Here is a 20,761-nt window from a genome sequence, read left to right on the forward strand (position 1 = left end):
GATAGGATGTACCACCTACCTTTTTGGGGTACTCATAATCTAAATGCTATGGTTTTATCCTACAACTAAGCTTTTTCGGTCTTAACCAATTGATTTATAAATTCTTCTGTTATTTCTGTAAAATTCTTAAAGATATAATCCGCTTCATGCAATACTTCTTTATCACCAATACCTATACTAATCATATTGGCTGTATTTGCTGCCTGAATTCCGGCAACCGAATCCTCAAATACTATACAATTTTCGGGAGATGCTTCTAGCTCTTTAGCTCCTATAAGAAATACTTCGGGATCAGGTTTTGCTTTAGAGACATTGGTTCCATCTACTATTGTATGAAATTTAGTGTAGAGTTCTACTTTTTCTAAAATTGCTCTGGCATTTTTACTTGCAGATCCCAGAGCAATTCTTTGTCTTTTTGAAATCAAATAATCCAAAATTCTTGGTACATCAGGTAGAATCTCGGTGGTATCCATTTTTGAGATATATTTAAGATACTCCTCATTTTTTTCTGACAATAACCTAGTAAACTCTTCTTCTGATATGGTTTTGTTTCCCCAGTCTAGAATTTTTTCTAGAGATTGGACTCTACTTACTCCCTTAAGTTGTTCATTCTGTTCTTTAGAAAAAGAAATTCCTAAACTATTAGCAAGGTTCTGCCATGCCATAAAATGATACTTTGCTGTATCAACAATAACCCCATCCAGGTCAAATATAAATGCTTTCTTCATTACTGTACCGTTTGTTTTGGGTTATATGTTATTGCATCTTTATTAGTGATCAATAAATTGCAAAATCCAGCGATGATTAAACTTATTCCTGCAACTATCATCGCATTAATGGTTTCGTTTCCTATAAGTTTATAAGCAAAATTAACTCCTCCCAGGGCTGCTATAATTTGGGGGATAACAATAAACATATTAAATATCCCCATGATAACTCCCATTTTTTTAGGATCTACAGAACTAGATAACATGGCATAAGGCATAGATAATATACTCCCCCAGGCAAAACCTACTAAAGAAAAAGAAAGGGTTAACCATTGGGGAGAAGGAATAAAATACATAGATATAAAACCAATTCCTCCTAAGATCAGCGATCCCATATGAACCAGTTTTCTATTAATCCTTTTTCTCGAAGTATAGAATGTCAATATTAAGGCAAAAGCCATAGAAGACAATCCATATGTTCCCATGTATCTACCCACATCATTAGATGATTTCTGGAATGCTGTATTTGCAACTTCAAAAGCTTTGGCAGATTCAGAAACCTCCATATCAAAAGTTGATTCAACTGGCACGGGGGTTTTAAATACATGTTCTGTTAATGCAGGATTTGCAAGGCTCCACATTGTAAAAAAAGCAAACCAGCTAAAAAATTGAATCAGCCCCAGTTTTTTCATCGTAAGTGGCATTTTACCGATATTGTTTATAATATCTGGTATAAATTGATTCTTCTTTTTCTTTTCTCTTTCAAACTCTTCTATATCTTCTGGAGGGTATTCTGAAGTCGTAAATACGGTATAAAGAATACTTATAAGGAAGACAAAAGCTCCAATAGCAAAGGCTACTTTTACAGACATCGGAATAACACCAGTTGGGGCAGCATCACTAACTCCTAGTTGAGAAACCATCCAAGGTAAATTACTCGCCACCCATGTACCTATACCAATAATGAGTGTTTGGGTAACAAAACCATAAGATCGCTGAGATTCTGGTAGTTTATCAGCAACCAAAGCTCGAAACGGCTCCATAGAAATATTAATAGAAGCATCCAGAATCCATAAAAACCCTGCTGCTACCCATAATACAGGGGAGTGAGGAACCAGAAATAAAGCAATAGAGCTCAATACTGCTCCAATCAGAAAATAGGGTCTTCTTCTACCCCATCTAGGACTCCAAGTACGATCACTTAAATATCCAATTATTGGTTGAACCAAAAGACCTGTCAAAGGAGCTGCGATCCACAACAGGGGTATTGCATCCTTTTCTGCGCCTAGGGTTTGAAAAATTCTGGACATAAATCCGCCTTGCAAAGCAAAACCGAACTGAATCCCCAGAAAACCGAAACTCATGTTCCAAATTTCCCAGAAACTTAATTTACGCTTGTTCATCAAGTAAATGTTTAATTATTACTATGATAAGCGAAACTACTTATCAAAACTTATTTAAGTAGAAAGTGAAAATATAAGTTTTGACTTGAGCCAAAGATATTATAATTTTTTAATTATAAGATATCTCTATTTATTTTTTTGTAGACTTTCTTTGAATAAGACTTGTATCTATGATAACCGTTCTATATTCTTCTACTGTAGTATCATCTGCTTCTAATTTATCAATTAGGAGTCTTGCAGCTCGTACCCCCATATCTTCTCCATGTTGGCTAATTGTGGTAAGACTTGGGATAAAATGTTTAGAAAGAATTCCGTCTGTAAAACCAATTATAGAAACATCATCAGGAACATTTTTACCTTGCTCATTCAACACTTTAGCCGCCGTAACTGCAAATAATTCATTCACCGCAAATATGGCATCAATATCTTTATCTTTTAAGAAGTTTGAAATTTCTACCTCACAGTTTTCTACATCCTCTATCTTAAGAATAAGCTCTTCATTTTCAAGAATATCATAAGCTCTTAATGCTTTTAAATATCCACTAGTTCTTAACTTACCTACACTAATATAATCTACAGTTGTAAGAATTGCAATTTTTTTACAACCTATAGAAAGTAAGTGATTTGTTGCGGTTTGGGCTCCTTTGGCATCATCAATAATCACTTTATCACATACTAACTCATCAATAATCCTATCAAAAAGTACCACCGGCATTCCCTGACTCATTGTTTCTTCGATATGGTGATAATCCTTTTTTAGCTGCGTCTCTTTGGCTACAGATAGTATAAATCCATCAGCACTTCCACTGGCTAACATCTCTAGATTAATAACCTCTTTATCAAACGAGTTATTTGAAGAACATATGATCACATTATAACCTTCTTCATTAGCTACTTTTTCCACTCCTCCAATTACAGTAGTAAAAAAATGATGAACAATCTCCGGTATAATGATACCTATTGTCTTTGTTTTTCTATTCTTTAGACTCAGAGCAATATTATTAGGTTTATAGTTATACAATTTAGCAAATGCTTTTACCTTTTGCCTCGTATCCAAACTTATCTCTGCACTATTTTTAAGTGCTTTTGACACTGTAGAGATAGAAACATCGAGTTCTTTTGCTATATGTTTTAATGTAACTTTTTGCTTCATATGTTTTCCTTATAAATTATTGTTCTACACCATTAGATTTACTGTAAAAGTACCTTGAATTAAACAAAATCAATAAAATATATGATGTTTCTCCCATTTCTTCTTTTAAATAAAAGTCAAATTTAAGCATGAAAAAATGCCATATGGCTAGAATTATACTTAAATCTTTAATAGAATTTTAAAAGTTTTCCACACGCAAACGTTTTCGTAAGGTTGCAGCTACAACTTAGGGAAAAATTAACACAGAATTTACATACTTTGGTTGCAGAAAGTGAAAATATAAGACGTAAAACAATCAAAAACTAATTTAATTTTATGAAAACATTTACCAAAAGCACATTGTTTTTATTTTGGTTGATACCAATGAGTTTTTTTGCTCAATCAACCATAAATGGAACAGTTACCGATGCTGGAAGTGGTCAACCCATTCCTGGTGTAAATATCATTGTAAAAGAATCTACAAATGGAACAACTTCTGATTTTGACGGTAACTACTCTTTAAACAATGTTAACAATGGAGATATAATTGTATACTCTTATGTTGGGTTTGTTTCTCAGGAAATAACATACAGTGGTCAAGCCACTGTAGATATCCTATTTGAGGAAGATGCTGCAGAACTAGACCAAGTGGTACTCATTGGTTATGGTACAACAAAAAAGAAAGATCTTACAGGGGCAGTTGCTCTGGTAACTTCAGAGAGTTTTAATACAGGTAATAATATCACCCCAGAGAACCTGTTTAATGGTAGAGTTGCTGGTGTATCTATTAATACTAATGGAGGACCTGCAGCCAATTCTGAAATTAGGATAAGAGGTGGAGCATCACTAAACGCTTCAAATGACCCTCTAATTGTAATCGATGGCTTACCTCTAAATGACCCAGGTGACCTAGCTAATGGTTCTAGATCTATTTTATCTTCTATAAACCCTAATGATATTGAATCTTTTTCTATTCTAAAAGATGCTTCTGCAGCCGCGATTTATGGAAACCGTGGAGCAAATGGAGTAATCATTATCACTACAAAAAAAGGGAAAAGAAACTTACAAATTAACTTAGATTCTAAAACTAGTGCAACTAGTGTGAATAAAACTGTAGATGTTTTTTCTGCTGATACGTATAGAGCATTTATCGCTGATAATTTTCCTGATCGTGTTGCTGATCTAGGGACTGCTAATACAGATTGGCAAGATGAAATATACAGAACAGCCTTTTCTAGTGATCATAATTTATCGATAAGAGGGTCTCTTATAGAAGATCTACCTGCCAGACTTGCAATTGGGAGATCTGATCAGGAAGGAATTAGAAAAACATCCCGATTTGAAAGAACCACCTCTTCTTTATCCCTAAACCCAAGACTATTTGATAGTCACTTAAAAATTGATATAAATGCCAATCTGAATTTTGAAAAAAACAGATTTGCTCCTGGAGTAGAAGGTGCCGCAATTACATTTGATCCTACACAACCTGTTTTTGATTCAAGTTCTCCTTATGGCGGATTTTTTGAATATAGAGATTCTAGTACTGGGTTTGCCTCTAGTAATGTACAAAGAAACCCAGTTGCACAGCTTTTACAAACCCGAGAAATCGCTAACGTAAGAAGATATTTTGGTAATGTAAAATTAGACTATCAATTACATTTCTTTCCTGATCTACGCGCTGTATTAAACTTAGGTCTTGACGATAGTGAAACAGATAGATTTCAAGAACGATCTACCGAAAGTGCAACTGGTTTTAATGCTACTCAAGGAGAGTTTTTAGGTTTCAAATCAGATACTGACCTACTAATCAAAAATAGACTTTTAGATGCTTACCTTACCTACAATAAGACTTTAGGTCGATTAGATCTCGAAGCTACAGGTGGATATTCATACCAAAAATTTGAATTAGATAAATTCGAAACTGGCGATCAACGCGACCCTATTAATTTTCCTGAAAGAACCATTGACCCTGATGAAGTACTATTGGCTTATTTTTTAAGAACCAATTTAAAATTTAATGATAAATACTTTTTAACAGCGTCTATCCGTAGAGATGGAACTTCTAGATTTGGTGAAGACAATAGATGGGGGTATTTTCCCTCGGCCTCTTTTGGATGGCAAATTAGTGAGGAGAACTTTCTTAGAAACTCTTCTACTGTAAGTAATCTTAGATTAAGATTAGGATATGGTATTACCGGTCAACAAGATATCGATCAAGCGTATGCATATTTACAGAGATATAGAAGAAGTAGCCCTCTTACCCAGTATATTCTTGATGGAGAGGTTATCAATATTGTACAACCTCAATTTAGAAATGAAGATATAGAATGGGAAAAGATAACCGAGTATAACATTGGTTTGGATTATGGTTTCTGGAATGATCGAATTACTGGCGCAATAGATATCTTCAGAAAAGAATCAGACGATTTACTTTCTCAGGCTCCAATCCCTGATGCAGCGAACTTCTCTAACCAAGGTTTCCAAAACATTGGTAAATTTATAACAGAAGGTATAGAGTTTTCTATTAGTGCTGATGTCATTAGAAAAAGTGATTTTAACTGGAACTTAAGTTATAACACTACATTCATTGATCGTGAAATAGAGAGTTTGGCTTTTGGTCAGGATATTTTGACTACTGGTATTGGTGGCGGTACGGGAAATACTATTCAGATACAAAGACAAGGCGAAGCACCTTTTTCTTTCTTTACATATGCACAAATCTATGACACTAATGGTAAGCCGATTGAAGGAGCCTATGCCGATCTAAACCAAGATGGAGTTATTAACAACAATGACAGGTATATTTCTGGGAAAGGAGCTCCTGATCTAATCATGGGACTTCAATCCAGTATGAATTACAAAAATTTTGATTTTAGTTTTAGCATGAGAGCGAATATTGGTAACGAAATCTATAATAATGTTGCTTCTTCAAATGCACAACTAGGGAACGTGTTTAGAACAGTATTTAATAATACACCAACATCGATATCTGATACCAATTTTCAAAGTACTCCTGATGTTATTCTTTCTGACTATTATATAGAAGATGGATCATTCTTAAGAATGGATAATATCACAGTAGGATATACAATGCGAAATCTTATGAAAGGGATCTCTAGTCTTCGGTTCTGGGCAGGTCTGCAGAATGCATTTATAATCACAGATTATTCTGGTTTAGATCCTGAAATTCAAAATAATGGAGTCGATAACACCATTTTTCCAAGAGGACGAACACTCCTACTAGGGTTAAATTATAAATATTAAAAAATTAGGAAATGAAATTATATAAGTTTTTTTTATACGCATTTCTATCAATAGGTATCTTCTCTTCTTGTGAAGGAGATTTGGATATCGAATTAGAAGATGATGATGATTTACTCGCCAGTGATGTATTTAATACCCGAGAGGACTATCTTAAAGCTTTGGGCGGGGTATATGCCAACCTATCATTAGTTGGATTAGATGGACCTGATCAATCTAACCTTGCAGGTATTGACGCAGGAACAAGCCAATATATAAGAGGTTTATTCACCATGCAAGATGTGACCACAGATGAAGTAATATGGTCTTATGAGAATGACCCTGGTATCCGTGAAATACAAAGAAATACTTGGGATGCCAATAATGTTATCATTCTTGGTTTTTGGGCAAGAGCTACTTTTGAAATTTCTTTGGCTAACGAATTTTTACGTCAAACTACCGATGCCAAATTGGATCAAAGAGGCGTTTCTGGTAATCTTAGAACAGAAATTAAAACCTTTAGAGCAGAAGCACGAGTACTAAGAGCGTTATCCTATTATCACCTTTTAGATTTATATGGTCGTGCCCCTTTTGCTACCGAGAATGACTTGGTAGGATTTGCGAGAATACCTGAGATTAAAGGTCAGGAATTGTTTGACTATATAGAAGGAGAATTACTTGCTGTAGAAAATGACCTTTTGGATGTTAACACAAGCCAGAATTATGCCCGCGCTAATAAGGGTGTAGCAAAAATGATATTAGCAAAAATCTATTTAAATGCTGAAGTGTATTTAGGAAACGGTAATAGTCGTTTTGCAGATTGTTTAAACGTTTGCCAAGAAATTATTAATAGTGGCTATTCTTTAACACCAAATTATAAATACAATTTTATTGCAGATAATGATACCAATGGCGCTCAAAATGAAATTATATTTCCCATTGTTGGAGATGGTGCCAATGTAAGAAACTTTGGAGGCGCCTCTCTAATCATCCAAGGACAACAAAATGCTGATGGATTTAAACCAACTCCTGCTTCTTTAGGAGTTCAGGGTTTTACTACTTTATACCGAGCAAGAAAACAATTCTCGGAACTATTTGTTACCAATCCTCTTTTTCAAAATGATAACAGAAACACATTGGTTACTCAGGACATTAGTTCTGATCCAGACAATACAGATCCCCCAGTAGATAGACCTATTGAGATTGGTGCAGATTTCACAGATTTTTCTAAAGGGTATTTGGTCTCAAAATATTCTAATATCACATCAACAGGTGAGCCTGGACAAAGTATAACATTTGCAGATACAGATTTCCCATTGTTTAGACTTGCAGACGTATATTTAATGTATGCCGAAGCACAACTTGAAAGTGGTACTGGTGACCGAAACATAGCTCTTGGGTATGTAAATGCCCTAAGAGAAAGAGCATTTGGTGACACCTCTGGTAATATAACAGATGCAGAACTCACATTGGATTTTATTCTTGATGAAAGAGCTCGAGAATTGTATTGGGAAGGTCATAGAAGACAAGATTTAATTAGGCATGGCAAATATACTGGAGGAACCTATAACTGGAGGTATAAAGGCGGTACTCCTAATGGATCTGCTATTTCGGATAATTTTAAATTATTTCCTGTTCCGGCGTCTAGTAGAGCTGCAAATCCTGAATTAGGACAGAATCCTGGATTCTAAAACAACTATTACAAAACTTAATTTATACAGTCATGAAAAAAATATCAATAATACTATTTGCATTTGTTGCTGCAATATGCTTCAATGCTTGTGTAGAAGATGAAGATCCTACATTTGTTATTCAGGAATCACAATCAGAAGGACCACTTATTGTAACAGCTAACTCTACTATTAACCTTATTAAAGATTTGGCAGAAGAACAAGCCTTTACATTGGTTTGGGAAGATGCAGGATACAATATAAATACTCCTATTACGTATACTATTGAAGCTGGTTTGGGCGGTACTAATTTTGAAACCACATTAGAAAACCCTGTTATAGCTACTACTTCTGACCGTTTTTATAACTGGACCATAGGAGAAATTAACAATCTCGCTATTGGATTAGGTATTGAACCAGAAAATGAGGGTGCAATTGACCTACGTGTTATTTCTTCTGTAGGAACAAATGGTGGAAATGCAATAAAATCTAATGTAACATCGCTAACAGTTACCCCATATGCAACTGTAATCCCTCAAAAAGATCTTTTCTTTGTAGGAAGTGCTACAGCAGCAGGATGGGAAAACAATAACAACAACCCACCACTGGTTCGAAATCCCGCTGATCAAAATGTATTTAAATTCACAGGTAAATTTTTAGGCGGTGGAGATAACGCATTTAAATTTCTTGAGATACTAGGTTCCTGGCAACCACAATGGGGTTTAAGTAGTGGTAGTTTAACTAGCAGTGATATCCTTGGATCAGATCCAGATACATTCTCTGTTGCTGCAGATGGGTATTATACAATCGATGTTAACATCCAAGATTTAACATATACAATTAATTCATTTGACGCTACTGGAGCAACTGATTATACCGCTGATGGTGTAGGTATTATTGGTGATGCAACCCCAGGAGGATGGGATAACGATACTGACCTTACTCAATCTACTTTTGATCCTCACTTATGGTATATAAATGGGATTGTACTAGAGAATGGCGAAGCTAAGTTTAGAACCAACAATGATTGGGCAGTAAACTGGGGGTCAGATACGGCTATTACAGGATACGGAACCGATGGTGGTTCTAATATCCCAGTAGCAGCTGGGACTTATAATGTTTGGTTTAATGACTTGGATAAAAGTTATGTTTTTATCATTCAAAACTAAATAATTTCTAAACTTAAAAAGTTGAAATGAAAAAAATAACAAATATAGCAACCAAAACCATCCTCCTTCTCGGAGGGTTGGTACTTGGATTAACCGGATGTTCTGAAGATGATGATGCAAATAATAGTGAGGTTATTATTACCAGTCAATCTCTAAAGATGGATCTCTCCCAGTTTAAAAAAGAAGATGCTGGTGTATTTATGCAAGCTTTCTATTGGGATGTAGAACCTAAGGGAGAATGGTATGAGGTAGTAGGGAGCAAAATTGAAGATTATGCAGCTTCAGGAATAAACAGAATATGGTTGCCTGCTCCAGGTAAAGGTGCTTCCGGAGGTTTTTCTATGGGATATGATCCCTCTGATTACTTTGATGTTGGTGAGTTTGATCAACATGGTACTATAGAGACACGTTTTGGATCAAGACAAGAATTAGAAAATCTAATCCAGAAAGCACATGCTAATGATATCGAGGTTATCGCAGATATTGTTTTAGGTCATAACTCAGGAGGAGGTCTGCAAGCTAATCCTTTTCGGGGAGGTACAGAAGTATACTCTTTGTTTAATGAAGTAAACGGAAATGCTTCTGGTAAATTTAACCGCTCTAATGAGCATTTCCATCCAAATGATCTCCATGATCATGATGAAGATAATTTGTTTTTTGCCGAAACCGATCTTTGTCACGATCAACAATATGTACAAGACTGGTTATGGGGCAGAGATGACTCTGTTGCAGAATTCTATAAAAACACCCTTGGTTTTGACGGCTGGCGTTTTGATTATGTTAAAAGCTTTGCCCCAAAATGGGTAAAAGCATGGAATACTAAAATTGGAGGGTTCTCTGTTGGAGAAAATTTTGATGGTAACCAGCAAGTATTGAAAGACTGGGTAGATGCATCTGGATCTCCAGCTTTTGATTTTGCTTGTTTTTATAGATTAGATGAAACCCTTGATAGAGCAAAAGATCTTACTGCATTGGGAGATGCAGATAATATGTTGAGAAAACTAGACCCAAAAATGGCGGTTACCTTTACGGCGAATCACGATACAGAAAAAGATGAGAATCCTGAGAATAGAATTAGCTATGGTAACAAACTATTAGCTTATTCTTATATTCTTACTCATGATGGTTATCCTACCATTTTTTATCTTGATTATGAAGCTTTTAGAGAACAACTCAAAACTTTAATTCAAATCTATAACACATTAGCTGTTGGTGACATAGAAATAATTGAAGCTAGTAAAGATGAATATATTATGAAAAGAAACGGAGATGGAGATAATCCCGGGCTAATTCTTTATATGAATATTGGTAAACAGTCAAAACAACGCACTGTAAAAACTAACTGGGCAAATAAAACTTTGGTAGATTATACTGATAACTCCAGAGCTACCCCAACAACAGATGCAGAAGGTAACACAACTATTTATGTCCCTGCCGGGAGCTATACTGTATGGTCTGTAGCCAAAGAATAGAATATCATTACGTTTTACTAAACTAGCCATATACAACAAAGAGTGCCAGAAAGGCACTCTTTGTTTTTTAACTCTAAATTTTATAATTAACCTTTAAAAGGTAATTTATGGTGTGTACCATATCTAATTTCTCTCATCTTTGCATCGATATATTGTTTCCAATCCTCTAAGTTATCTGTCTTCCTTTTAGGAATATATGAGCTTTTTAATAGTAATTTAGTTTTCATAAAAGTTTTTTTTTATTAATGTTTCCCCTCTTTTTACTTTTATATAACCAATCATAGTGCCAAACTTTTTAAAAAACACATAATCACCTAGAAAACAAATTGTTAAATCATATTTATTAAATAAAAATCATTCATTCTTTATTAACTCCATTTCTTTTTTTTCTATATTCTGATAAGGATTGATATACTGCTTTTCTTGCTCGATTGATACCTCCTAATGGTTTATGATCTTTTAGGCATTGCCAAGGCGAAAAAAATAGGTTTTCACCAAAAATTATTCTCGACTGGTAATTAAAAACCTGAATAGGAATATGTATTTCTGCTACTTTATAAAAGGTAGACTTCCACTCAATAGAAGTATTTTCTATTGGTTCTGTCTTTGGGTTATTTTGAAATTGCACCAAAAAATCAAATACAGCATCTCTTGACCTGAGATCTTCAACCAATCGTTCCCTTAAAAAATGTGAACTTCCTTTTTTATGATTCTTATCTGAACTTAATTTTTGAGGGCGAGCACAAAACTTAACAACTCCCTTATTTCCGAATAAAAAGGGGCTTCCCGTAAAATATTCAACATTTAATAAATTTGTGTGTTTTTTAGCTCTTAAAAGTGTTATTGCGATTACTCTCCAATTAAAAGGATTTATACCATACAGAAGCATCCGTAAAGGTCCTTTGGTTAATGCATAAATCGCTTTTTTATAGTTTTTAACATTACCTACAGATAGTACTGGGCTGGTAGTCATTAGAAAATTCTGCGTTTTTTCTTCTATCTCATCTTTTTCTATTACTTCTCCCTCTACTCCTAGCACCTTAATAGCCATACCTCTACTTGTTGCTCTTTTATCAGATTTTTTAGTTGGAGGGGCATTAGAAAACCGTATCCATGCATCGTAGGTCTTTGCTTCTTTAAATAAACCTACCTTCTTGTCATCGGGAATAGTATCTTTTACAACAAATTGTGCTTTTAAACAACCATGCATTTTGGGATGAAAATGTCTCACTGTTTCACCAGGAGGGTACTTTTTCTTAAGAAAATCTCTCATAATTGTTATAATCTCTGAGATATCTCTTTCTTCTCCCTTGGGAATATCCTCTTTTTCTAATGTTTTTATACTCATAATGCAGTGGTTATATAGATGCGATATATTGAAAAGCCTTAATACCAGGGAAAAAGAAGTACTCTCCTCCTTCTATTTTGGTAAAAGCAGGCATGTTGCAGTATCGTCTGCGAAAAGGTTTAGACTGTACCGTAAAAGTATCACTAGTAATTTCTGAATTACTATAATGAGTGCCGATCAAAGGGTCAGAATCATCATAAAGCCCTCCAAACTTATGAAACTTAACCCATGAGTTTTGAATAAATTCAAACTGTCGGGTAATGTCTCCCACAAAACATATAAAATGTAACCCCCTTGGTTGCGAATCATCATTTGCATTTACAATATCTTCTGTTACCATACTATCTACCAAAGGATCTCCGTAGGATCTCCCTCTACGTAATAATCTGTGTTTTTGAGACATTTCTTTGGACTCTACATCTGTTTTTTCGGTTAGGAGCCAATCTCTTGGGTTTGTACGTCGTATATGAGATCCTAATGGACATTTAAGCCCATTAAAATCTTCATTCCAATACTTAAAATCGTTATCTGTAGCATAATCGGGATTGTCTTTTTCTGGCGTCTTAATTAATGGGGCTCCACTAGGCCATCTTCCAACCATCTTACTTGCCAGTTGTATAGCATTCTCTGTCTTTTTATCAACATTAGGTTCGCTAGAAGTAGATTTCATGTAGTTCCAAAACTCAAGGACATCTTGAGATATTTGCCTAAAGACCATATAGCTGCCATTGCGTCCTAGATCTTTTAAATTTTGATTTTCCTTTTTATTAGATAGTACTTCTCGTATATCATTATCTTTTTTGACATGTGGGCTATCTGGGTATTGATCGTACCAATTCTTATAGCCAAGGATAAATTCTCCAGTAGGGGTCGTATCTTCTTTCGGTAGTTCATTGCTTTTACCAAAACCCCTCATGATAGGTTGCGAAATACTATCTCTAAAACCAAAATGTTCTTTTTTATCTTTTAGAACGGTTGTTGACAGGTACTTTATCTCAAGAATATCATGGGTTGAAAAAAGATTCTGGTGATTAGAATATACTTCTCGAAGTTTAGTATCATTTACAGCAAATAGCATTAATACCATATGTATAGTAGGATTATTGGCTCCTCCCCAATTCCATGTATTGGGATTATTATATTCTATATCCCCAAGTACAAATTGTCTATGCGATTCTGTCATTCCCTCCTTAAACGGTCTGGAAAAACTACTTAGAGTATCCTTATGGACTCCCAAAAACTCTAACCCCTTATAAGTAAAAGCTGCATGTGTAGCTATAATTTCTGGTGCAGCAATGGCATTGCTGATATGAGAAGTTATTGTCTCTAAATACTGGGAAGCTCTTTTTTTTGATGTAAACTGCAAAATTAGGTATGCCGAACTAGGTAGGTTTTTATACCCTCTGGCAATAAGCCCTTGAATATCTTCCTTCTCTATTTCCATAAGATGTTATTATTAAATTATTATAACTTCAATAACCATTGCTCTATTTCTTCTTCCTTTAGCTTTCCGAAAAGACCTTTACGTATTTCATTATTGTTTTTGATATTGAGAATCCCTAAAGTCTGATTGGTACTATACCATACTTGCGCAATCTTTTGATTTGCTCTAACTCCTGTGATATACCCTTTTCGGTCTTTTCCTCCACCCAAAATGGCAAATCGAGTTACAGGAAAACCAAGGGCATGACCAAATATAAGGTTGAGATTACGGGTTCTTTTTGTAGAATCTACAAAATCATGAGCGTAGCCTTCTGATGTATTATCAAAATATGCGATAAAGACAAATCGTTTCCCTTTATCTATCTGAACCCATCTTGCAGTATGCACACTAGGTATATATGAAGATGCTCTGACACGTTGTACAAGCCATAAGGTTACCGCCAGAAATATTGGTCGAATACTACCTGTTTTGAGAGGTGTTATAACGCTCATCTCATTTTTTACAGGAAAAGTTTCTTTTGAAACTATCTCATGAATTCTTTGATCGGATACAGGTGTCACAGGTATATGTGGATTACTTTCATTTATTCTCAAACCGATTAATAGAAAAGCAATAAATAGTATTAAACTTATCAATAAACATAACCCTACCAATGTGATTATACCAGGTATAAATATATGCGCAATTGATAGTAGAATCAAAATACCTAATACTGATAACATAATGACCATACCTCCATACAGATTCCAGAAATTGCCAAAAGTCTTTTTAACAGGTTTTGTTGCCCAGTCAAATTCTGGCTTACTTTTGACAAACTCCTGTATTTTGATTCTAATATTCCTTACATCAAGAGATAGAAACTCTTCATCATCTTGCTGCTTATCGAGGTATAATTGTATTGCATCCCGTAATTGATTCTCCTGCACCACTTGTAAATGAGTGATATACTGAAAGCCTGTATAATAAGTGTTAGCTTTTGAAAAACTTTTTAAAAACCTAACCATATGGTCTCGAGTGGGGCAATTTTCATACGAATAATCTTCACAATGAGAATATACTTCATGCAACGCGGTTATTCCTATTTCTACCAGTTCTGCATAATGTACCTTCTTCGAACCAGTATAACTGGTCATTAGTAAAAGTCTTTCTGGTAGTTTTTTCCCTTCAGGAGTTTCTTCTGCATTTACAATAATCCAAGTAATGAAATGTACTGTAGCTAATTTATTAAACTCGAAAATAGCACCTTCACGATCTTTTGAATCATTAATTTCATTGAGTAATTGTTCTAAAGATTCTCTCTGTCCAGACTTAATCTGGGTAGAAATCGTTAATCCATTGTGTACAGTATGCATAATGATAAAGGTTTTATAACTATTCTCTAGTATAGCCGGTTATCAATATTAATTTCATGCGATTAAGTCTTCTTCAGTAGTATCAAAAGCTAAGATTAAATTTTCCATTTTAGACCTAATAACACTACATGGCGCTATAAAAGGTTTTCTTGTTATCACAACAGTAATAGTTTGGTTTTCTATCTCATAAGAGGCTTTGATTTTTGCAGGTCTTCTTATAGCAAAATGACCATTTTGTTGATTTCCAGTGAATGTACCTCCTTTACTTACAATTTCTTCTTCGACTTTCCCCATCAAGGTTGTAATATCTGATTGAAAACTTATACTGAATGTGCACATATCTAATTATGTTTTATAAATTACATCTTTCATTAATGTACTGGTAAATGTCCCATTAGGATTATAGTCCTTTACTATATCTTTCCATTTCTTTAATCCAGGGTATATTTTTTCTAAATCATACTTATCCTGACGTAATACGTCGTTGATTTTCCCCCAATGTGGAGTTCCCCCCATTTCTAGCATTAATTGTAAACTTGAATAAATAACTTCTTTTTCACTTTTACTCCCCAAAATCATAGCTGTATCGATATAGCATACATCTCTATTATATTCTGCACTAATAAGTGCATTCGATTTCTTTACAAAGCGTATGGCAAATGGAGCAGTATGATAATGACCTTTCTCTTTCAATGTTTTAGCATTTTTGATTAAAGCATCGATTACATCGATATATGTATTATCCTTCATATCAAAAGCGACTTCACAGTCATAGGCACGTTCTTTTAGATAGTCACCTCCTTGATACAGCACTTTATGTGCTGTATTTATATACCCTCTATCCTTTTGATTTTTTAATGCTACCTCAATAATATTTGGCATTTTCTCGGGGTACTTCTTACTACAATATTGTAATGTTATAAATCCTAAAGCTCTAATCAACTTCCAATTAGAAAATATAGAACTTATCAAATTTCTAAACTGATCTGTAAACTTTATTTTATGAGGTTTATAAAGAATGCTATGTGTACTAATAACCGCAGTATGATCTTGCAAGTGATCTTTATTAAGATCTGCATAAGGGTTTATAATAATCTTCACCCCTCTGTATTGCTTGAGTATTGTTCCTTCTTTTAATTGCGATTCTAATTCTGACCATGGAACTATTGTGTTTACTTCCTTGAGCCAGTATTCATGTTCTGCTCTAAGAATGTAAGCATAGATAATTCCCATTGCACCTAAACTTACCAGCGCTGCATTAAACAAATCATCGTCTTTAATTATCGTAAAATCGCCATTGATATATAAATCATCTTTAGAAATCCCTTCGCACGTTTCTATCTGGATTTTTTCTCCTCTTAGGGTAACCAACTGAATCGCTTTTACCATACCATGTACAGAAGGGACATTTAGCCCAGTACCGTGAGTTCCTGTAGATATAGCTCCCGAAATAGTTTGATGATCAATCCCTCCCATATTCATGATCGAAAACCCAAGAGTGTCTAGTTGCTCATTAAGTTTTTTGATAGAAACACCCGCTTGTACCCATACCATAGGGTCATTTTGATATTCCTCCTTTAATATGCATTTAACGACTGGACTAACTCTGTCTAGTTTTTTTGTATTGATCACATAATTTCCATCTTCTACGATCGCTACATTAGAAAAAGAATGACCAGAACCTACGGCTCGTATTGTTTTTTTATTCTTTTCTGCTTCAACAATAAATCTTGCTATATCTTCGTGATCTTTAGGAAACAGATATCTTTCTGGTCTGGTCTTATAATTCTTTATTGTATTATACCATTCTCCTCTAATAAATGTCTTTGTGTGTTTCCTGCTCATTTAAGTTGGTTTTGATGAGAAAATGACAATACATCAGAAATGTACTATATAATAGATTTTCAGAATATTATACTAAATATAGTAAAAATACATGAACAAGTGAGCAATCCTGGTATCCGGTCTTTTGCGAATAAGATAAAGTATTGATAAAAAATGAATAATGAACAACTCTAAAATAAACAATAGGGATACTTAAAGTTTTAGTAAAAAAATGCGCAAAAAAGAGGTGAAAATTTATATATACTACCCACTAAAATCATAGAAATTTATTCTTCAGAAGCATAATAAAAAAGAATTACTTTTCTTTGTAAGGAGATACATCACGCAAAATCAATTTAATTAAAAAAGCTTAATGCCTAAATTTCCATTTTATAAACAAGCAGAATCAAAAGATTGTGGTCCTACTTGTATTAAGATTATTGCTAAACATTATGGAAGAGTTCTTAACACTCCAAAGCTTAGAACCCTAAGTGAAACCACCCGAGAAGGGAGCTCCCTTTTAGGATTAAGTGATGCCGTAGAGCAAATTGGTTTTAGATCTCTTGGTGTAAAACTTTCATTAAAAAAAATGGATGAAGTACCGCTTCCTTGTATCGCACATTGGAACAAGGTACACTATGTTGTAGTATACAAAATAAAGACTACCCGTAAAGGGGATATGACAATCTACGTTTCTGATCCTGCCCATGGATTGATTACCTATAGCAAAGAAGAATTTATTAAGGCGTGGATAGGTAATAATGCCGATGAAAATACAGAAGAAGGTGTAGCACTACTTGTTGAACCTACTCCAAAATTTTATAACGACAATTTAGATGATGAAGATGAGAAATTTGGTTTTAAATTTATATCCAAATATATATTCAAATACAAAGCCTTTCTTTTTCAACTTGCCTTAGGTTTAGGTGCTGGTAGTTTGTTACAGTTAATTACTCCCTTTTTAACTCAGAGTATTGTTGATGTCGGTATCAAAAACCAGGACCTTAATTTTGTATATCTTGTTCTTATTGCCATGCTTTCATTGTTTATTGGTAGAACCTTAATTGATGTATTAAGAAGTTGGATTTTACTTCATCTTAGTACGCGTATTAATATTTCATTGATATCAGACTTTTTTATTAAACTAATGAATCTCCCCATCTCCTATTTTGATACAAAAATGACTGGAGATCTTTTACAAAGAATTAATGATCACAAACGAATAGAGCAAATATTAACCATGTCATCTTTGAATGTGCTATTCTCGATGGTTAACCTTATCGTATTTAGTATTGTTTTGATTTACTATAGCATACCTATTTTTGGGATTTTTGCAATAGGAAGTACAATTTACTTTGCCTGGATACTAATTTTCTTTAAAAAGCGTAAAAAACTAGATTACAAACGATTCTCGCAAATTAGTGAAGAACAAAGTAAAGTCATTGAACTTGTAAATGGTATGCAAGAAATCAAACTTCATAACGCCGAGAAAAGAAAAAGATGGAATTGGGAGTTTGTACAAGCAAAGTTGTTTAGAATATCAATAGAAAATTTAGCATTAGAACAATACCAAAGTGTTGGCTCCTCTTTTATAAATGAGTTAAAAAACATATTGATCACAGTATTCTCTGCAAAATTGGTTATCGATGGAGATATTACATTAGGTATGATGCTTGCCATAACCGCCATTGTAGGGCAACTAAATGCTCCTATAGCACAATTAATCAATTTTTTAAGAGAGCTTCAGGATGCGCAAATTTCTCTTGAACGTCTAGGAGAAATACATAATAAAGAAGATGAAGAGCAGGCAGGAGATGAAAAAATAAAAGATATACCTGAGAATTCGGATTTCAATATCAAAGATCTAAGTTTTAGATACGTGGGATCAGACAAACATGTATTAGAAAATTTAAACCTCTCTATTCCTGCAAATAAAATAACTGCAGTTGTAGGAGTTAGTGGTAGTGGTAAAACTACTTTGATGAAATTATTACTTAAGTTCTATGAACCCGACGAAGGGCAAATTTCTATTGGCTCTCATGATTTAAAGAATGTTTCTCAAAAAGCATGGAGAGATCAGTTTGGCGTTGTTATGCAAGAAGGATATATCTTTAATGATACAATCGCTAATAACATAGCTGTAGGAGAGGATTATGTGGATAAGAAAAAATTAGCGCATGCTGTTGATGTCGCCAACATTAAAGAATTTATAGAATCTCTTCCCCTTTCCTATAATACCAAAATTGGGATGGAAGGTGTTGGACTCAGTACAGGACAAAAACAACGATTATTTATCGCTCGCTCTGTTTATAAAAATCCAAAGTATTTATTCTTTGACGAAGCGACATCTGCTCTTGATGCTAATAATGAAAAAGTAATTATGGAGAAATTGGATGCTTTTTTTGAAAACAAGACCGTGATGGTTATTGCGCATCGCCTAAGTACTGTAAAAAATGCGCATCAAATTGTAGTTTTGGATAGAGGTGAGATTGTAGAAGTAGGAAATCATGAATCTTTGATCGAAAAAAGAGGAAACTACTATAACTTAGTAAAAAACCAACTAGAATTAGGAAAATAAAATTAAGAATTACGAATTATACACTATGCCAGACACTTTAGAAGACATACAATTACGTAGTGAAGAAGTACAGGAAATCTTAACTAGGGTACCTCATTGGATGATTCGATGGGGGAATCTCTTAATTTTGATCTTAGCCCTTATGCTATTATTCCTTTCCTGGTTGGTTAAGTACCCTGATGTCATACCCGCTGAAGCCATAATAACAACCAGAATACCTCCACAAAAAGAATACGCCAAGGTAAGTGGTAAAATTGAGTCTATTTTAATTGAAGACAATCAAATAGTCCCAAAAGATACTCCTTTGGCAATATTACAAAGTAGTGCTAATTATAAAGATGTATTTCTACTCAAATCAATTGTAGACACCATGAAGGTAAATAATAAATCGTTTACTTTTCCCATCGATGATCTACCCGTCTTGTTTTTAGGAGATATAGAAACTAGTTTTGCTTTATTCGAAAATAGCTATTCAGAATATATATTAAACAAAGAGCTACAGCCTTTTTCTAATGAAGCCATAGCTAATCAAATATCTTTATCAGAACTCTACAGAAGATTAGAAAGTTTAAAAGCACAAAAAAGACTTGGTAAAACCGAATTGGAGTTTAAAAGAAAAGAACTACAACGTCAAAAAAACCTATTCGACAAAGGAGTTATCTCTGCTCAGGAATATGAAAGTAAAGAACTAGATTATCTACAAGTAAAACGTAATTATGAAAATAATGACGTACAACTATCACAAATCAATGAGAGCATTAGTAATGCCAACAAAACCTCAAAAGGTACCGAAATAAACAAAAGAAAAGAAGAGATTAATTTGTTTAAAAAAGTACTACAATCTTTTGGACAATTAAAAAAGAGTATCAAAGATTGGGAGTTACAATATGTCCTCAAATCAGATATAGAAGGGCGCGTATCTTTTCTTAATTTCTGGACAGAGAACCAAACAGTGTCTTCGGGAGACCTTGTTTTTATCATTATTCCTTCAGAATACTCCTCATATTTAGCAAAGATTAAAGCTCCTTCTCAGAATTCCGGTAAAATAAAGATTGGGCAAACTGCCAATATTAGATTAGAGAATTTCCCTGATGACGAATTTGGTACTCTAAAAGGCAAGGTGAAACACATCTCTCTTCTACCAGACAAAGATGGACTATATCTTATTGATGTAGAATTACCCGAAAAGTTAATTACTACCTATAATAAAGAAATTCCCTTTAAGCAAGAAATGAGAGGAGTTGTAGAAATCATAACAGAAGACCTTAGACTTATCGAACGGTTTTTCTATCAATTTAGAACCTTAAATGGATAAATAAACTAAGTTACAACCAAAAAGGATAACGATTATCTAGACTATTTCTTTTAAAAAATTGTTTTCTTTAACTAGAGTTCTATCATCTACATTGGCTCGAATAATAA

At 34.0% G+C, this 20,761-nt stretch carries 15 protein-coding genes; 6 read left to right on the forward strand and 9 right to left on the reverse strand.

Features of this window, described 5'->3' with window-relative positions:
- Positions 1–65: 65 nt before the first annotated feature.
- The 3 genes from pgmB to C1X07_RS17775 all read right to left on the reverse strand — a co-directional run bounded on the left by pgmB (position 66) and on the right by C1X07_RS17775 (position 3,263).
- A complete protein-coding gene (gene pgmB, locus C1X07_RS17765) occupies positions 66–728 on the reverse strand; it encodes a beta-phosphoglucomutase (protein ID WP_103071383.1) in 663 nt (220 codons plus the stop codon).
- Complete coding sequence (locus C1X07_RS17770; protein WP_103071384.1) at positions 728–2,110, reverse strand: MFS transporter; 1,383 nt, start codon at positions 2,108–2,110, stop codon at positions 728–730. The genes pgmB and C1X07_RS17770 overlap by 1 nt, the downstream gene beginning before the upstream one ends.
- Positions 2,111–2,240: 130 nt before the next feature.
- Complete coding sequence (locus C1X07_RS17775; protein WP_103071385.1) at positions 2,241–3,263, reverse strand: LacI family DNA-binding transcriptional regulator; 1,023 nt, start codon at positions 3,261–3,263, stop codon at positions 2,241–2,243.
- Between the two features lie 315 nt (positions 3,264–3,578).
- On the opposite strand from C1X07_RS17775, the gene C1X07_RS17780 reads away from it, so the two are divergent.
- Genes C1X07_RS17780 through C1X07_RS17795 form a run of 4 tightly spaced genes read left to right on the forward strand, consistent with a single transcriptional unit; the run spans position 3,579 to position 10,793 of the window.
- A complete protein-coding gene (locus C1X07_RS17780; RefSeq protein ID WP_103071386.1) occupies positions 3,579–6,506 on the forward strand; it encodes a SusC/RagA family TonB-linked outer membrane protein in 2,928 nt (975 codons plus the stop codon).
- A gap of 11 nt (positions 6,507–6,517) precedes the next feature.
- The gene (locus C1X07_RS17785; protein ID WP_103071387.1) at positions 6,518–8,173 is read left to right on the forward strand and encodes a RagB/SusD family nutrient uptake outer membrane protein; all 1,656 of its coding nucleotides are present in this window, start codon (positions 6,518–6,520) and stop codon (positions 8,171–8,173) included.
- A 32-nt stretch (positions 8,174–8,205) separates the two neighbouring features.
- Positions 8,206–9,321, forward strand: a complete 1,116-nt coding sequence (locus C1X07_RS17790) for a SusF/SusE family outer membrane protein (protein WP_103071388.1) — start codon at positions 8,206–8,208, stop codon at positions 9,319–9,321.
- A 26-nt stretch (positions 9,322–9,347) separates the two neighbouring features.
- On the forward strand, positions 9,348–10,793 hold the full coding sequence (locus C1X07_RS17795) for an alpha-amylase (RefSeq protein WP_103071389.1): 1,446 nt from the start codon (positions 9,348–9,350) through the stop codon (positions 10,791–10,793).
- 86 nt (positions 10,794–10,879) lie between these two features.
- On the opposite strand, the gene C1X07_RS25075 is transcribed toward C1X07_RS17795, so the two are convergent.
- The 6 genes from C1X07_RS25075 to C1X07_RS17820 all read right to left on the reverse strand — a co-directional run bounded on the left by C1X07_RS25075 (position 10,880) and on the right by C1X07_RS17820 (position 16,782).
- Entirely contained in the window at positions 10,880–11,020 is a 141-nt protein-coding gene (locus C1X07_RS25075) for a hypothetical protein (protein WP_164914193.1), read from the reverse strand.
- Between the two features lie 131 nt (positions 11,021–11,151).
- Positions 11,152–12,141, reverse strand: a complete 990-nt coding sequence (locus C1X07_RS17800; RefSeq protein ID WP_103071390.1) for a catalase family protein — start codon at positions 12,139–12,141, stop codon at positions 11,152–11,154.
- A 10-nt stretch (positions 12,142–12,151) separates the two neighbouring features.
- A complete protein-coding gene (locus C1X07_RS17805) occupies positions 12,152–13,585 on the reverse strand; it encodes a Dyp-type peroxidase (protein WP_103071391.1) in 1,434 nt (477 codons plus the stop codon).
- 20 nt (positions 13,586–13,605) lie between these two features.
- A complete protein-coding gene (locus C1X07_RS17810) occupies positions 13,606–14,937 on the reverse strand; it encodes a hypothetical protein (RefSeq protein WP_103071392.1) in 1,332 nt (443 codons plus the stop codon).
- 54 nt (positions 14,938–14,991) lie between these two features.
- Positions 14,992–15,276: a hypothetical protein gene (locus C1X07_RS17815; protein WP_128755316.1), complete on the reverse strand. Its 285-nt coding sequence runs from the start codon at positions 15,274–15,276 to the stop codon at positions 14,992–14,994.
- Positions 15,277–15,282: 6 nt separating this feature from the next.
- Complete coding sequence (locus C1X07_RS17820) at positions 15,283–16,782, reverse strand: FAD-binding protein (RefSeq protein ID WP_103071394.1); 1,500 nt, start codon at positions 16,780–16,782, stop codon at positions 15,283–15,285.
- A gap of 352 nt (positions 16,783–17,134) precedes the next feature.
- Between C1X07_RS17820 and C1X07_RS17825 the strand changes: the two genes are divergently transcribed.
- Both C1X07_RS17825 and C1X07_RS17830 read left to right on the forward strand, forming a co-directional pair.
- Positions 17,135–19,339 (forward strand): peptidase domain-containing ABC transporter, encoded by a 2,205-nt coding sequence (locus C1X07_RS17825; RefSeq protein WP_103071395.1) that lies wholly within the window; start codon positions 17,135–17,137, stop codon positions 19,337–19,339.
- A gap of 25 nt (positions 19,340–19,364) precedes the next feature.
- Positions 19,365–20,654 carry an HlyD family secretion protein gene (locus C1X07_RS17830; protein WP_103071396.1) on the forward strand — a complete coding sequence of 430 codons (1,290 nt, stop codon included), beginning with the start codon at positions 19,365–19,367 and terminating at the stop codon, positions 20,652–20,654.
- Positions 20,655–20,761: the final 107 nt, after the last annotated feature.

The sequence above is a fragment of the Aquimarina sediminis genome (assembly GCF_002895435.1).
In the GTDB taxonomy this organism is placed as follows: Bacteria; Bacteroidota; Bacteroidia; order Flavobacteriales; family Flavobacteriaceae; genus Aquimarina; species Aquimarina sediminis.